Here is a 14,176-nt window from a genome sequence, read left to right as displayed (position 1 = left end):
GTGACGACCGACGCGACCCGCGCCTCCACGCTGCGCGACGCGATCGGTCTCGGCGTCGCCGTGGGTCTGTACGGCGTCGCCTTCGGTGCGGCCGCGGTGACGGCCGGGCTGGACCCCTGGCAGGCCTGCGCGCTGTCCCTGCTCATGTTCACCGGGGCCTCCCAGTTCGCGCTGGTCGGCGTGCTCGGCGCCGGTGGGGGAGCGCTCGCCGCGGTCGGCAGCGCCCTGCTCCTGGGCACCCGCAACACCGTCTACGGGGTCCGGCTGGTGCCGCTGCTGCAGACGCGGGGCGCGGCGCGACGGGCGGCGACGGCGCACTGGGTGATCGACGAGACCACCGCGCTGGCCGTGGCCGCCCCGGACCGGGAGCTGGCCCGGCTGGCCTTCACCGCCGGTGGCGCGACCATCTACCTCGGCTGGAACGTGATGACGCTGGTCGGCGCGCTGGGCGCCGAGGGGCTGGGCGGCACGGCGCAGGCCGCGCTGGACGCCGTCGTGCCGGCGGCCTTCCTCGCGCTGCTGTGGCCCCGGCTGCAGCGGGCCTGGGCCGAGCCCGCCGCCCAGCGCCGGGTCGCCCTCGGCGGTGCGGTGGTCGCGCTCGCGCTCACCCCGTTCGTGCCGGCCGGGGTGCAGGTGATCGCCGCGGTGGTGGCGGTAGCGCTGGCCGGGAGGTGGCGGCGGTGAGCACCGGGACGCTGTGGACGGTGGTGCTGGTGGCCTCGGTGGGCTGCTACCTGCTGAAGCTGGCCGGGCTCAGCGTGCCCGCCGCCTGGGTGGAGCACCCGGTCGTGCGCCGGGTGGTCGAGTTCGTCCCGGCCGCGCTGCTGGGCGCCCTGGTCGCCGTGCAGGCGGCGACCTCCGGAGCGCAGCTGGTCGTGGACGGGCGGCTGGCCGGTCTCGCGGTCGCCGCGCTCGCCCTGGCCCTCCGGGCGCCCTTCGTGGTGGTCCTGCTGCTGGCCGGCCTGACCGGTGCCGCCGTGCACTGGCTGACCTGAGGAGCGACGGTGTCGGACCTGCCCGAGCAGTGGGGCGTGACCCCGGCCGAGGTCGCCGCGACGTACGGTTGCGACGGGCTGCGACCCGGTGCGCCGCTGCGCTGGCTGCGCGGGGTGGACGTCGCCGCCCCGCGCGAGGTGGCGTTCCGCTGGCTCTGCCAGCTGCGCGCGGCGCCCTACAGCTACGACCTGGTGGACAACCTCGGCCGGCGCAGTCCGCAGACCCTCACCCCGGGTCTGGACGAGCTGGCGGTGGGTCAGCGGGTGGCCACGGTGTTCCGGGTGCACACGTTCGTGCCGGGGGAGGAGCTGACCCTGGTCCTCCCGCCCGGCCCGGTCGCCCGGGCCTCCGGTGACATGGCGGTCAGCTACGCCGCCCTCCCCGGGGACGACGACGCGACGAGTCGGCTGGTCGCCGTCCTGCGCGTGCAGGCGCTGCCGAGGCCGGTGGCCGCGGCGCTGTGCTGGGGGGACCTGGTGATGATGCGCCGGCAGCTGCTGAACCTGGCCCGGCTGGCTGCGGGGGGCCGAGGAGCGGACTGACCGGTCCTCTGGTCGGCTGTCCCGGAACGTGGCCCCGCTCACAGCCGGTCGGGCCGCACCGTCGAGCCCGAGGAGGCTGCTCCGTGTCACCGGAGGTCCTGTCCCTGCTGGTGCTGCTGGGGATCCTGGTCATCGCCACCCTGCTGCCGATCGACATGGGCGTGCTCGGCTTCGGCGCCGCGTTCCTGGTGGGCGCCGTCGTGCTCGGTCTGAGCACCGACGAGGTGCTGGCCGGGTTCCCGGCCGACCTCGTGGTGACCCTGATCGGGATCACGTACCTGTTCGGCATCGCGCAGGTCAACGGCACGGTCGACCTGCTCGTCGCCGGGGCGGTCCGCGCGGTGGGCGGCCGGGTCGCCCTCGTGCCGTGGGTGATGTTCGCCGTCAGCGCCGTGCTGATCGGGATCGGCGCGCTCTTCGCCGTCGCCATCGTCGCGCCGATCGCGCTGCGCTTCGCCGCGCGGCACCGGATCGACCCGCTCTACATGGGCATGATGGTCGTCCACGGCGCGCTGGGCGGGGCGTTCACGCCGATCAGCGTCTACGGCAGCTTCGTCAACGGCCTGGTGCGCGACAGCGACCTCGCCGGCAGTCCGCTCGCCCTCGCGCTGGCCCCGTTGGGCTTCAACCTGGCGATCGCCGCCGCGCTGACCGTGTGGCTGGGCCGCCGGCGGGTCCCCGTCGCCGTCGGCGCCCCGGGCGCTGCGGCCGAGCCCGAGACCGACGCGGTCCCGGGGGCGTCCCGGGTGACCCTGGTGCAGGCCGCCACGGTGGCCGGCATCCTCCTGCTCGCGGTGCTGACGGTGGTCTGGCAGGTCGACGTCGGGTTCGCCTCGCTGCTGATCGGTGCGGGTCTGGCCCTGCTCGACCCGAAGGGCACCCGGCGGGCGGTGGACTCGGTGGCCTGGTCGACGGTGCTGCTGATCGCCGGGGTGCTCACCTACGTCGGCGTGCTGCAGGCCGCCGGCACGATCGACCTGGTCAGCGACGGCATCGCCGGGCTCGGCGTCCCGCTGCTGGCCGCGCTGCTGATCTGCTACCTGGGCGGCATCGCCTCGGCGTTCGCCTCGTCGGTGGCGATGCTCGGGGTCATGGTGCCGCTGGCACTGCCGTTCCTGCAGCAGGGCGACATCGGCCCGGTCGGCTTCGTCGCGGCCCTGGCCGTGGCCACCACCGTGGTCGACGTCAGCCCGTTCTCCACCAACGGCGCGCTGGTGCTCGCCAACGCCCCGGCCGGCACCGACCGCGACCGCTTCTACAAGCGGATGCTCGGCTACGCGGGCACGGTCACCGCGCTGGGTCCGCTGCTGGCCTGGGCGGTGTTCGTGCTGCCCGGGTGGGGCTGACGCAGACGGTCAGTTCTTGCCGGCGTCCTCGCGGGCCTGCTCGCGCTTGCGCTTGCGCTCCTTCTTGCGGCGCTCCGCGGTCTCCTCGCTCAGGTCCTCGGGCACCAGCCGGGCCAGCTCGCCGCGGATGAAGTCCCGGGTGGCGAGTTCGCCGACGGCCACCCGCAGCGAGGCGAGCTCGCGGGCCAGGTACTCGGTGTCGGCCCGGGTCGAGGCGGCCCGGCTGCGGTCCTCCTCGGACTGCACCCGGTCGCGGTCGGCCTGCCGGTTCTGGGCCAGCAGGATCAGCGGCGCGGCGTAGGCGGCCTGGGTGGAGAAGGCCAGGTTGAGCAGGATGAACGGGTAGGGGTCCCAGCGCAGCTGCACCGCGGTCACGTTCAGCACGATCCAGACGATCACGATGATCGTCTGGACGGCGAGGAACCGGCCGGTGCCCAGGAACCGGGCGATGCCCTCGGCGAACTTGCCGACCGCGTCGGGGTCCAGCCGCAGGAACTGGAACGCGGTCCGGCTGCTGCGCGGGACGTCGAGTCGCCCGGTCTCCGGCCGGCGGTCGCCGTCAGCCACGGCGGGCACGCTCCCGCCAGTCGGTGGGCAGCAGGTGGTCCAGCACGTCGTCGACGCTGACCGCGCCCACGAGGCGTCCCTGGGGGTCGACCACGGGGGCGGCGACCAGGTTGTAGGTGGCGAAGTAGCGGGTCACCTCGGCCAGCGGGGTCTCCGGGCGCAGCGGCTCGAGGTCGTCGAGCACCCCGGACACGAGGGTCGAGGGGGGTTCGCGGAGCAGCCGCTGGATGTGCGCCAGCCCCAGGTAGCGCCCCGTCGGGGTCGCCGACGGGGGCCGGCAGACGTAGACCTGGCTGGCCAGCGACGGGGTGAGCTCCGGGGCCCGCACGCGCGCCAGCGCCTCGGCGATCGTCGCGTCGGGGGAGAGGATCACCGGCTCGCTGGTCATCATCCCGCCGGCGGTGTCCTCGGAGTACTTCAGCAGCTGCCGGACCGGCTCGGCCTCGTCGGGCTCCATCAGCTCCAGCAGCCGGTTGCGGTCGACGTTGGGGAGCTCGGCGAGCAGGTCGGCGGCGTCGTCGGGGTCCATCGCCTCCAGCACGTCGGCGGCCCGGTTCTCGCTCAGCGTGCCCAGGATGACGATCTGCTCGGCCTCGGGCAGCTCACCCAGCACGTCGGCCAGCCGGTCGTCGTCCATCGAGTCCGCGACCTCGTGCCGGCGCTTGAGCGGCAGGTCCTGGAGGGCGTGCGCCATGTCGGCGGGGTTGAGGTCGCGGTAGGTGGCGATCAGCGTCTCGGCCGACTGCCCCACCTGCGGCAGCCCGAGGCCGGTGACCTCGTCCCAGGCCAGCTGGTGGGTGTGCCCGCGGCGGCCCAGCCGCCCGGGCTCCTGGACGGCGAGCCGGGAGAGCACCCAGTCGCCGGTCCGGGTCTGCTCGATCGCGGCGTCGGTGACCGTCGCCGGACGCCCGGTCTCGGTGACCGTCACGCTGCGGTCGGCCAGCTCGCCGAGCACGAGCGTCTCCCCGGCGCGCTGCTCGAACCGCTTGAGGTTGACCGTGCCGGAGGCCAGCATCACCGCGGTCGCGTCGACGGCGGTGACCCGACCCATCGGGCAGAAGATCCGCCGTCGGGCCACGACCTCGACGATCAGCCCCAGCACCCGGGGCGCCGCGGTGCCCACCCGCAGGGCCACCAGGACGTCGCGGACCTTGCCCACCCGGTCGCCGTTGGGGTCGAAGACGGTCAGCCCGGCGAGCCGGGAGACGTAGGCCCTGGTCACCGTGGTCACAGCGGCCTCCTCGTCAGGTCTCGCGCGTCAGGTCACGGGGCCACCGCGTGGCCCACGACCACACGACGGTGATCACCAGCGGTGAGGCTACCGTCGCGCCCGTGACACCCCGGACCGCCGAGCTGGCCTACGAGGTCGTGGACGTCTTCGCGCCCCGTCCCTTCGCCGGGAACCCCCTCGCGGTCGTCCTGGACGCCGGGGCGCTGAGCACCGAGCAGTGCCAGGCGCTCGCCCGGGAGTTCCACCTGTCGGAGACCACGTTCGTCTCCGACGTGGGGGACGGCGGCTACCGGGTGCGGATCTTCACCACCGACACCGAGCTGCCCTTCGCCGGGCACCCCAGCGTGGGCACCGCGCACACCCTGGTGCGCCTGGGCCTGCTGCAGGCCGGGGTGGTGCAGCAGCACTGCGGGGTGGGCACGGTGCCGGTCGCGGTCACCGGGGACGGCGCCCGGCTGACCGGCGGGGCCGTGCAGCTGCGGCCCGGACCGTCCCCGGCCGACCTCGCGCTCGCCGTCGGCCTCACCCCGGACGACGTCACCGGTCGGCCCGCGCACCTGGTCGGCTGCGGCCTCGAGTTCGCCCAGCTGGACGTGCGGCCCGGTGCGCTGGACCGGGCCCGGCCCGACCGCCGGGCCCTGGACGCCCTGCTGCCCGAGGTGAGGGGCGGGATCTCCCTGCTCGAGCGCGGGACCGGCACCGAGCACACGGTGCGGGTCTTCGCCGGGGGGCTGTCGTGGGAGGAGGACCCGGCCACCGGGTCCGCCGCGCTGGGCACCGGGGTCTGGCTGGCCACCGAGGGTCTGGCCGGGGAGGGGACGACGGGCTACCGCCTGCACCAGGGCGCCGCGCTGCGTCGTCCCTCGGTGCTGGACGGGACCGTCACCGTCGTGGACGGGCAGCCGGTCGGCGCCACCGTCGAGGGCACCGTGCACCCGGTCGCCCGCGGCACGATCGCCGTCCCGGCGTGACAGCCGAGCCGACGACGGCCGACCCCGCCTGGGCGCTGCACCGGCCCGGCACCCGCGACGTCGTGATCATGGCCGTCGCGGTGGTCGGGGTCTCGCTGTCGGGGCCGATGACCGCCCTCGTCGCCGCACCCGCGCTGGCCATCGCGTTCTGGCGCAACGCGGCCGGTGCGGCGGCCCTGCTGCCGGTGCTGCTCACCCGGGAGCGCAGCACGCTGACCGGGCTGCGGCTGCGCGACCTGCGCAGCTCGGTGGTGGCCGGGCTCTTCCTGGCCGCCCACTTCGCCGCCTGGCTGCCCAGCCTGTCGATGACCACCGTGGCGGCCTCCATCGCGCTGGTCACCACCACCCCGATCTGGACGGCGCTGGCCGCCCGGCTCTCCGGGGTGCGGCTGCCGGCCCAGGTGTGGTGGGGCCTCGCCCTGGCCGTCGCCGGCGCCGCGCTCATCGCCGGGGTCGACGTCACCGTCTCGCTGCGCGCCCTGGCCGGGGACGGCCTGGCCCTGCTCGGGGCGATCGCCGCCGCCGGGTACGTGCTGGCCGGGGCCAAGGCCCGGGTGCGGCTGTCCACCTCGGCGTACGCGGTGGTCTGCTACTCCACCTGCGCGGTGGTCGTCGCGGCCGCGGCGCTGCTCGTCGGGATCCCGCTCGCCGGGTTCAGCGCCCGCGACTGGTGGCTGATCGCCGGCATCACCGTGGTCGCCCAGCTGCTCGGGCACACGCTGTTCAACCTGGTGCTGTCCACGGTCGGGCCCACCGTGGTCGGGCTGGCCATCCTGCTCGAGGTGCCCGGCGCGCTGCTCGTGGCGCTGGTGCTGCTGCAGCAGCTGCCCCCGCTGCTGGCGCTGCCGGGGATGGTGCTCGTCGTCGTCGGCGTCGCCCTGGTGGTGCGGGCCTCCCGGCCGGTGGCGGCCACCGAGCCCGTCACCTGAGGGCCGCTGGTTAGTCTCCGTTCACGTCCCATCCCCGATCAGCGGAGGCACCGTGGCCGAGCTCCGATCCCGTCGTTCCAACCTGGCCGTCCCCGGCAGCAACCCCCGGTTCCTGGAGAAGGCCAAGGGCCTCCCCGCGGACCAGGTGTTCCTGGACCTGGAGGACGCCTGCGCGCCGCTGGCCAAGCCCGGCGCCCGGAAGAACATCGTCGCCGCCCTGAACGAGGGCGGCTGGGGCGACAAGATCCGCACCGTCCGGGTGAACGACTGGACGACGGAGTGGACCTTCCAGGACGTCATCGAGGTCGTCGGGGGCGCCGGGGCGAACCTGGACGCGATCATGCTGCCCAAGGTCCAGGACGCCGGTCAGGTGCAGGCCCTGGACATGCTGCTCACCCAGATCGAGAAGGCCAACGGCCTCGAGGTCGGGAAGATCGGCATCGAGGCGCAGATCGAGACCGCGCAGGGCCTCATCAACGTCAACCAGATCGCTTTCGCCAGCCCGCGGATCGAGACGATCATCTACGGCCCGGCCGACTTCATGGCCTCGATCAACATGAAGTCCCTGGTCGTGGGGGCGCTGCACCCGGACTACCCGGGCGACCCGTTCCACTACATCCTCATGCAGATCCTGATGGCCGCTCGCGCCCGCGGCGTGCAGGCCATCGACGGGCCCTTCCTCCAGGTGCGGGACGTGCCGGCCTTCGAGGAGGTCGCCAAGCGTTCGGCGATGCTCGGCTTCGACGGCAAGTGGGTGCTGCACCCGGGCCAGATCGACGCCGCCAACGAGATCTACGCGCCCTCGCAGGAGGACTACGACCACGCCGAGCTGATCCTGGACGCCTACGAGTGGGCCACCAGCGAGGCCGGGGGCAAGAAGGGCTCGGCGATGCTCGGCGACGAGATGATCGACGAGGCCAGCCGCAAGATGGCCCTGGTCATCTCCGGCAAGGGCCGGGCGGCCGGGATGAGCCGGACGTCGTCCTTCACCCCGCCGGAGGACTGAGCGGGCTGCCGGGCCGGACCCCCTCGCCGCGCGGCGAGGGGGTCCGCCTAGAAGGAGCTGGTGACCGACACCAGCGCGACGACCCAGATGACGATGAAGACGGCGTAGAAGGCGGCCGCGATGCCGCCGATGATGATGCCGGCCAGCGCCATCCCGTCGCCCTCCTCGCCGGTCTGCCGGATCTGCCGGCGGGCCACGATGCCCAGGACGAGCCCCACCGGCGCGAACACGAAGGCGAACACCAGCGCGAGGATCGCGGTGGAGTTGGTCGGGCGGCGCACCACGAAGACGGGCTGGCCGTACCCCGGGGGAGGGCCGTACCCGGGCGGGGGGCCGTAGCCGGGGGGAGGGCCGTAGCCGGGGGGAGGGCCGGAGCCCGGGGGTGGGCCGTACCCGGGGGGCGGGCCGTAGGAGGCCGGCGGCGCGGCGCGCTGCACCGGCGGGTCGCCCCGGTAGAAGCCGTCCTGGGGCTCGCTCACGTGGGTCCTCCTCGCCGCGGGGTGGTGGAGCTCAGGCGCCGATGACCGCCGCCGGCAGCTGGGCCATCCGGGCGGCGATCGAGCGGGCCGCGGACAGGGTCGCATCCGGGTCGTCCCCGATGACGACGGACACGACCGTGCCGCGCGCCTGCGCCACGATCACCTGGGGCGTGCCGGTGGACAGCTGGTACTGCACGACGACGGAGTCGGCGGTCAGTCCCTCCGAGGACGGCGGGGTCACGAAGGTGCGGTCGGCGGACTCGCACCCGGCGAAGGCGGTCCGCAGCTCGGCCAGGGCCTGGGCCGCGGCGTCGGCGCCGTCGTAGGAGATCGACTCGCTGGTCAGCTGGGGGGACCCGGTCTCGTCCACCGCGACCACCGGGAACTTCGCCGTCCGGCGGGCCTCGGAGGGGAACGAGGTCTCGCACAGGCCCTCGAAGCTGGGGTTGTCGCTGAGGTCGCCGTCCTCGACGGGGTTGGACTGCACGTCCCAGCCCTCGGGCAGGTCCGCGACCCGCATCGCCGAGGCCAGGGCGGCCTCGTCCGGGCTGGTCACCGCTGTCGGGTCCAGCGCGGCCGCGGCGGACTCCTCGGCCTCGGCAGGGGCCGGCTCCGGTGACGTCGCGGCCGGAGAGCTGCTGGTGGCGCTGCTGGCGGCCGGGCTGGCGTCCCCGTCGGTGCTGCTGCAGCTCGTCACGAGCAGGGCCGTGGCCAGGGCGAACGGGGCGAGCAGGCGCACGCGGCGGGTCGTCACGGATGCGACGGTAGTCGGCTCTGGGTGTGGTCGAGGCCACGCCTGGACCGTCGGTGTCCTGCCGCATACTCCCCGGTGACAGGACACCGTCGTCCCCGAGGAGTGCAGAGCGATGACCCGCCTGGCGCAGACCGCCGACCTGACCGAGATCCAGACCGAGATCCTGTCCACGGTCCGGACGTTCGTGGACCGGGAGATCATCCCGCGGGCCCAGGAGCTCGAGCACTCCGACACCTACCCGCAGGAGATCGTCGACGGGATGAAGGAGATGGGGCTCTTCGGCCTCATGATCCCGGAGGAGTACGGCGGCCTCGGCGAGAGCCTGCTGACCTACGTGCTGGTCGTCGAGGAGATCGCCCGCGGCTGGATGAGCGTCTCGGGCGTCATCAACACCCACTTCATCGTCGCCTACATGCTGATCCAGCACGGCACCCGGGAGCAGAAGGAGCGCTACCTGCCCCGGATGGCCACCGGCGAGGTGCGCGGGGCGTTCTCCATGAGCGAGCCGGGGCTGGGCTCCGACGTCGCCGCGATCCGCACCCGGGCCAAGAAGGACGCCGAGGGCGGCTACACGATCGACGGCGAGAAGATGTGGCTGACCAACGGCGGCAGCTCCACGCTGGTCGCCGCGCTGGTGCGCACCGACGAGGGCGGGGAGAAGGCCCACCAGAACCTGACCACGTTCCTCGTCGAGAAGCCCACCGGGTTCGGCGAGGTCAAGCCCGGGCTGAGCATCCCCGGCAAGATCGACAAGATGGGCTACAAGGGCGTGGACACCACGAGCATGGTGTTCGACGGCTACCAGGCCAGCGCCGACGACATCCTGGGCGGGGTGCCCGGCAAGGGCTTCGCGCACATGATGGACGGCGTCGAGGTCGGCCGGGTCAACGTCGCGGCCCGGGCCTGCGGCATCTCCATCCGCGCCTTCGAGCTGGCCGTCGAGTACGCCCAGCAGCGCGAGACCTTCGGTAAGAAGATCGCCCAGCACCAGGCGATCGCCTTCCAGCTGGCCGAGATGGCCACCAAGGTCGAGGCCAGCCACCTGATGATGGTCAACGCGGCCAAGCTCAAGGACAGCGGCAAGCGCAACGACGTCGAGGCCGGGATGGCCAAGCTGCTGGCGAGTGAGTACTGCGCCGAGGTGACCACCCAGTCCTTCAGGATCCACGGCGGCTACGGGTACTCCAAGGAGTACGAGATCGAGCGGCTCATGCGCGAGGCGCCGTTCCTGCTCATCGGCGAGGGCACCAGCGAGATCCAGAAGACGATCATCAGCCGGGGTCTGCTCAAGACCTACGCCAGCAAGCGCTGAGTCCCCCGGGCGGTGACCTGATGGCGCGACGCGGGTGGGTCTCGGTCACCGACCCGGCCGGGGACCGCTGGCGGCTGGCGGTCTTCGACGACGGCTGGGTCGAGCTGCCCGGGTTCGGTCCCGCCCCCTCCGACGGACACATCGTGCAGCGCACCCTGCTCCTGCTGCTGGGCTCCCTGGGCGTCCTGGTGCTGCTCTCCCAGCTCGCCGGGCGGCTGGACTCCGGCAGCAGCGAGACGTCGCTGGTGCTGTCGGCGGCAGCGCTGGCCGCGGTGCTGGTGTCGGTGCTGCTCTTCGCCCGCCTCCGGGCCCGGGACCGGTCCGCGCGCGCCCCGCACCACCGGGTCACCCGTCGGCGCGTGCCGGTGCTGCGGCCGGTCGGCAGCTCCGCCGAGTACGTCGCCCGGGTGTCCCCTGGGGTGCGGGTGGGCGCCGACGACGTCCGGGCCGTGGACTGCCGGACGCCGGCCACCCCCGCCGACCCGGTGGTGGTGTCGGTGCTGCTGCAGGACGGCTCGGTGCGCACGTACCGCACGCCCGACCAGGGCGCCGTCGAGCTGTTCGCGCCCTGGACCCGGTGACCCGCTCGGCTCAGGCGACGATGGTCACCGGGGTGCCCAGCGGCAGCCCGATCTCGTCGACGAGCTGGGTCACGACCTCGTTGGTCACCCGGATGCAGCCGTCGCTGACGTCGGTGCCGACGGTCTCGGGGGCGTTGGTGCCGTGGATGCCGATGACGCCCTCGCCGCCGGAGTAGCTGGTGAAGACGTCGGAGAAGCCGGACAGCCCGTAGGCGTAGGGCCCGTACCCGCCGGCCGGGTTCGGGGGCTGGAGGAGCTCCTTCAGGTAGTAGGTGCCGCCGGGGGTGGGGGCGTCACCGGTCCCCACGCCGATCGGGGTGTCCAGCAGGGTGAGCTCGCCGCGGTAGACCAGCATCCGGTGGTCGGACAGGCGGACCTCGATGCTGAAGTCGTGCTCGCTGAGCGAGGCGTCCTGGGCGCGGATCCAGCCGGTGGACCCGTTCGGGCGCACCGGGAGCTGCACCTGCAGCCAGTCGTCCTGCTGCTTGGTGACCACGAAGGTGAGCTGGCCGGACAGCTCGTCGGCCGCGTCCAGCGTGCGGCTGGGGTCGGCATCGGCGTCGGGTGCGTCGTACACGTCGACCCGGTCGGTGGTCGCCGAGGCGACGGTGGTCGGGAAGACCGGACCGGCGAGAGCCTCCGTCGTCGGGGCCGCCTCCGGCGAGCTCGACGACGGGCTGGTGGTGGCCGGTGCCTCCGCGGTCGTCCTGTCCCCTCCGCCGGGCAGGACGACCGCGAGGACCACGGCCAGCACGAGGACGAGCACCACGCCCAGGGCCGCCAGCCGGCGACGGGGGGTGCCCAGCAGGGACTGGAGTCGGTTCACCGGGGTGACGATAGGGGTGGGGCGGGTGTTCACCCGGCAGCGCGGAAATCCCGGTGTCGGGTGAACGCAGTACCGATTCCCTGCGTAAGTGCCGATAGGTTCCTGCGAGCACGCTGTGAACGCCATCGCCCCGATGCAGAGACGAGACGAGCTCCATGCGCCGTACCACCCCTGTCCTGAGCACTGCCGCAGTCGTCTGCGGCCTGCTCCTCATCGCGCCCCTGCCGGCCAACGCCGCCGAGACCACCGCGAACACCCTGGCCGAACTGCGGACGCAGATCGCGACCGCCAACACGAACGACCCGGCCGAGGTGGACGTCATCGACCTCGTCGACGCGACCTACGTCCTGGACGGGGCAGCCGGGAACGCCGACGTCGCATCCGGTGACCTCGACATCACCGGCGACCTGACCGTGAACGGCAACGGCGCCCTCCTGGACGCGGCCACGATCGACCGGTTCTTCGACGTCGCCAGCGGGACGCTGACCCTCGTCGACGTCACGATCGTCAACGGCGTCGCCCCCGGCACCGAGAACGGTGGAGCAGTGCGGGTCGCTGCCGGAGCGTCGCTCGTCGTCAGCGGTGGGGCGATGAACGACAGCACCGCGGTGAACCCGGACGCGCCGGCCGCCACGGCCGGCAGCGGTGGCGCGATCGCCACCGCCGGTGCCACGACGGTCACCGGTGCCTCCTTCGAGGGCAACCGCGTCTCGCGCGCCGGTGGCGCCATCGAGGTCCTCGCCGGCGGCTCGGCCACGGTGTCGGACTCGGACTTCACCGACAACGCGACGGCTGCCGCGCCGGGCAACGGTGGCGCGCTGCACATCACGGGCGCCGCGGCCGCGACCGTCACCGGTGGCACGTTCAGCGCCAACGCCGCTGCCGAGGGCGGTGCGTTGTGGAACTCCGCGGGGGGCACGCTCACCGTCACCGACGCGACGATCCAGGGCAACACCGCCAACGGCGCAGCCGCCGACCAGGGTGGCGGTGGCGTCTTCACCGAGGGCGGTGCCGTCACGATCACCGGCGGCATCATCGAGGGCAACGACGCCACCGGTGCCCTCGGGTCCGGCGGTGGCATCCAGAACGTCAACGGCACCGTGACCGTCACCGGCACGGAGATCACCGAGAACACCGCGGTCCGCGCCGGCGGTGGCGTCGAGGCCGGTCCGCTGCTCGCCCCGGGCACCGCAGCGGCCACGACCACGACGCTGACCGACGTGCTGCTCGGCGGCAACACCGTCACCGGCCCGCCCGGCAACGGCGGTGGCCTGCACATCACCGGCGCCGGCACCGTCGACGTCGTCGACTCGACGGTCGTCAACAACACCGCGGTCGAGGGCGGTGGCCTCTGGAACTCGGCCGCCGGCGTCCTGACGGTCTCCGGCACCACGATCTCGAACAACACGGCGACCGGTGCCGCGGCCGACCAGGGTGGCGGTGGCGTCTTCACCGAGGGCGGCGACGTCCTGATCGACACCAGCGACATCAGCGGCAACGACGCGACCGGCGCGCTCGGTTCCGGCGGCGGCATCCTGAACCTCAACGCCGCGGCGGCCGAGGACGGCAGCACCGTGGGCGTCGTCGTCATCGACTCCACCATCAACGGCAACACCGCGGTGCGCGCCGGCGGTGGCATCGAGGCCGGTCCGCTCGTCGGGGCGGTCGAGCCGACCAGCACGGTCCTCACCGGGGTCGCGCTGACCGGGAACACCGCCACCGGCGTCGGGGCTCCCGGCAACGGCGGTGGGTTCCACCTGACCGGTGAGGGTGACGTGGTCGTCGACACGACCCTCGTCGCCGACAACACCGCCGTCGAGGGCGGCGGGCTCTGGAACTCGGGTGCGGGCTCCATGATCGTCTCGGACTCGACGGTCGCCGGGAACACCGCGACCGGTACCGACGGTGGCGGCGGTCTCTACCAGGACGGCGCCGGCACCATCACCCCGGAGAGCGGCCTGGTCGCGATCAACGTGACCATCACCGACAACACCGCGGACGCAGGGGCCGGTGGCGCCGTGCTCAACGCCGGCACGGCGGTCGTGGGTCTGCTGCACGCCACGGTGACGGGCAACGGGTCGGGCATCGCGGGTGCGGTCGAGATCGGCAACACGGTCCTGACCGACAACGGCGGAGCCGACGCGGACGCCGGCGTCACGTCGGTGGGCGGCAACGTCCTCGACGACGCGCTGCCGTTCTCCACGAACACCCTGCCCGGGGCCACCGACACCACGGGTGTCTCCGACCCCCAGCTCGGTGAGCTCGCCGACAACGGCGGCCCGACCCCGACCCTGCTGCCGGCCACCGGCAGCCCGGTCATCGACGCCGGGCTCCCCGTGCTCGGCGACGACATGGAGGAGATGGGCGGCACGCTCATCGACACCGACCAGCGCGGAGTGACCCGTCCCCTGGACGGCAACGGCGACGGTCGGGCCGACGTCGACGCCGGTTCGGTCGAGGCGCCGGCGATCGCCGTCACCCCGGCCCCCGGTGGCGGCGGCGTCACCCCGCCGGCCCGCCCGGTGCCGGCGCAGCCGAACTACACCGGCTGACCGACCCACCCACCAGTGGCGCCGTGACCCTCGGGTCACGGCGCCACTGGCGTCTGCGGGGCACGATGCTGCGGTGGGCAGACG

15 protein-coding genes are annotated in these 14,176 nt (G+C 73.7%); 10 read left to right on the top strand and 5 right to left on the bottom strand.

What is annotated here, in order from left to right; all coding sequences use genetic code 11:
- From ASG36_RS04210 to ASG36_RS04195, 4 genes are all read left to right on the top strand, one after another.
- Positions 1–684 (top strand): AzlC family ABC transporter permease, encoded by a 684-nt coding sequence (locus ASG36_RS04210; protein ID WP_055759825.1) that lies wholly within the window; start codon positions 1–3, stop codon positions 682–684.
- Positions 681–995 (top strand): AzlD domain-containing protein, encoded by a 315-nt coding sequence (locus tag ASG36_RS04205; RefSeq protein WP_055759822.1) that lies wholly within the window; start codon positions 681–683, stop codon positions 993–995. The genes ASG36_RS04210 and ASG36_RS04205 overlap by 4 nt, the downstream gene beginning before the upstream one ends.
- A gap of 9 nt (positions 996–1,004) precedes the next feature.
- Positions 1,005–1,538: a hypothetical protein gene (locus ASG36_RS04200; RefSeq protein WP_200944323.1), complete on the top strand. Its 534-nt coding sequence runs from the start codon at positions 1,005–1,007 to the stop codon at positions 1,536–1,538.
- Positions 1,539–1,621: 83 nt separating this feature from the next.
- The gene (locus ASG36_RS04195; protein WP_055759819.1) at positions 1,622–2,884 is read left to right on the top strand and encodes an SLC13 family permease; all 1,263 of its coding nucleotides are present in this window, start codon (positions 1,622–1,624) and stop codon (positions 2,882–2,884) included.
- A 9-nt stretch (positions 2,885–2,893) separates the two neighbouring features.
- On the opposite strand, the gene ASG36_RS04190 is transcribed toward ASG36_RS04195, so the two are convergent.
- Complete coding sequence (locus tag ASG36_RS04190) at positions 2,894–3,451, bottom strand: DUF1003 domain-containing protein (protein ID WP_055762397.1); 558 nt, start codon at positions 3,449–3,451, stop codon at positions 2,894–2,896.
- Positions 3,444–4,682 carry a magnesium transporter MgtE N-terminal domain-containing protein gene (locus tag ASG36_RS04185; RefSeq protein WP_055759816.1) on the bottom strand — a complete coding sequence of 413 codons (1,239 nt, stop codon included), beginning with the start codon at positions 4,680–4,682 and terminating at the stop codon, positions 3,444–3,446. The genes ASG36_RS04190 and ASG36_RS04185 overlap by 8 nt, the downstream gene beginning before the upstream one ends.
- Positions 4,683–4,783: 101 nt before the next feature.
- Between ASG36_RS04185 and ASG36_RS04180 the strand changes: the two genes are divergently transcribed.
- From ASG36_RS04180 to ASG36_RS04170, 3 genes are read left to right on the top strand one after another with little or no spacing between them, the layout of a single operon-like run.
- A complete protein-coding gene (locus ASG36_RS04180; RefSeq protein WP_055762394.1) occupies positions 4,784–5,653 on the top strand; it encodes a PhzF family phenazine biosynthesis protein in 870 nt (289 codons plus the stop codon).
- The gene (locus ASG36_RS04175; protein ID WP_055759813.1) at positions 5,650–6,582 is read left to right on the top strand and encodes an EamA family transporter; all 933 of its coding nucleotides are present in this window, start codon (positions 5,650–5,652) and stop codon (positions 6,580–6,582) included. The genes ASG36_RS04180 and ASG36_RS04175 overlap by 4 nt, the downstream gene beginning before the upstream one ends.
- A gap of 52 nt (positions 6,583–6,634) precedes the next feature.
- Positions 6,635–7,588, top strand: coding sequence for a CoA ester lyase (locus ASG36_RS04170; protein ID WP_055759810.1), 954 nt, complete (start codon positions 6,635–6,637; stop codon positions 7,586–7,588).
- A 47-nt stretch (positions 7,589–7,635) separates the two neighbouring features.
- Here the strand turns inward: ASG36_RS04170 and ASG36_RS04165 are convergent, their stop codons facing one another.
- Both ASG36_RS04165 and ASG36_RS04160 read right to left on the bottom strand, forming a co-directional pair.
- Positions 7,636–8,067, bottom strand: a complete 432-nt coding sequence (locus tag ASG36_RS04165; protein WP_082522769.1) for a DUF4190 domain-containing protein — start codon at positions 8,065–8,067, stop codon at positions 7,636–7,638.
- Between the two features lie 31 nt (positions 8,068–8,098).
- Positions 8,099–8,821: a hypothetical protein gene (locus ASG36_RS04160; RefSeq protein WP_157498548.1), complete on the bottom strand. Its 723-nt coding sequence runs from the start codon at positions 8,819–8,821 to the stop codon at positions 8,099–8,101.
- A gap of 112 nt (positions 8,822–8,933) precedes the next feature.
- On the opposite strand from ASG36_RS04160, the gene ASG36_RS04155 reads away from it, so the two are divergent.
- On the top strand, positions 8,934–10,133 hold the full coding sequence (locus ASG36_RS04155) for an acyl-CoA dehydrogenase family protein (RefSeq protein WP_055759805.1): 1,200 nt from the start codon (positions 8,934–8,936) through the stop codon (positions 10,131–10,133).
- Between the two features lie 20 nt (positions 10,134–10,153).
- Complete coding sequence (locus ASG36_RS04150) at positions 10,154–10,714, top strand: hypothetical protein (protein WP_055759803.1); 561 nt, start codon at positions 10,154–10,156, stop codon at positions 10,712–10,714.
- A 10-nt stretch (positions 10,715–10,724) separates the two neighbouring features.
- On the opposite strand, the gene ASG36_RS04145 is transcribed toward ASG36_RS04150, so the two are convergent.
- The gene (locus ASG36_RS04145) at positions 10,725–11,540 is read right to left on the bottom strand and encodes a L,D-transpeptidase family protein (protein WP_055759800.1); all 816 of its coding nucleotides are present in this window, start codon (positions 11,538–11,540) and stop codon (positions 10,725–10,727) included.
- A 155-nt stretch (positions 11,541–11,695) separates the two neighbouring features.
- Here ASG36_RS04145 and ASG36_RS04140 point away from each other — a divergent pair, with 155 nt between their 5' ends.
- Positions 11,696–14,092 carry a choice-of-anchor Q domain-containing protein gene (locus tag ASG36_RS04140; RefSeq protein ID WP_055759796.1) on the top strand — a complete coding sequence of 799 codons (2,397 nt, stop codon included), beginning with the start codon at positions 11,696–11,698 and terminating at the stop codon, positions 14,090–14,092.
- The last annotated feature ends 84 nt before the right edge of the window (positions 14,093–14,176 follow it).

Source organism: Geodermatophilus sp. Leaf369, assembly GCF_001424455.1.
Classification (GTDB): Bacteria; Actinomycetota; Actinomycetes; order Mycobacteriales; family Geodermatophilaceae; genus Klenkia.
The sequence above is the reverse complement of the archived record's forward strand: the minus strand, read 5'-3'. Positions and strand labels throughout refer to the sequence as shown.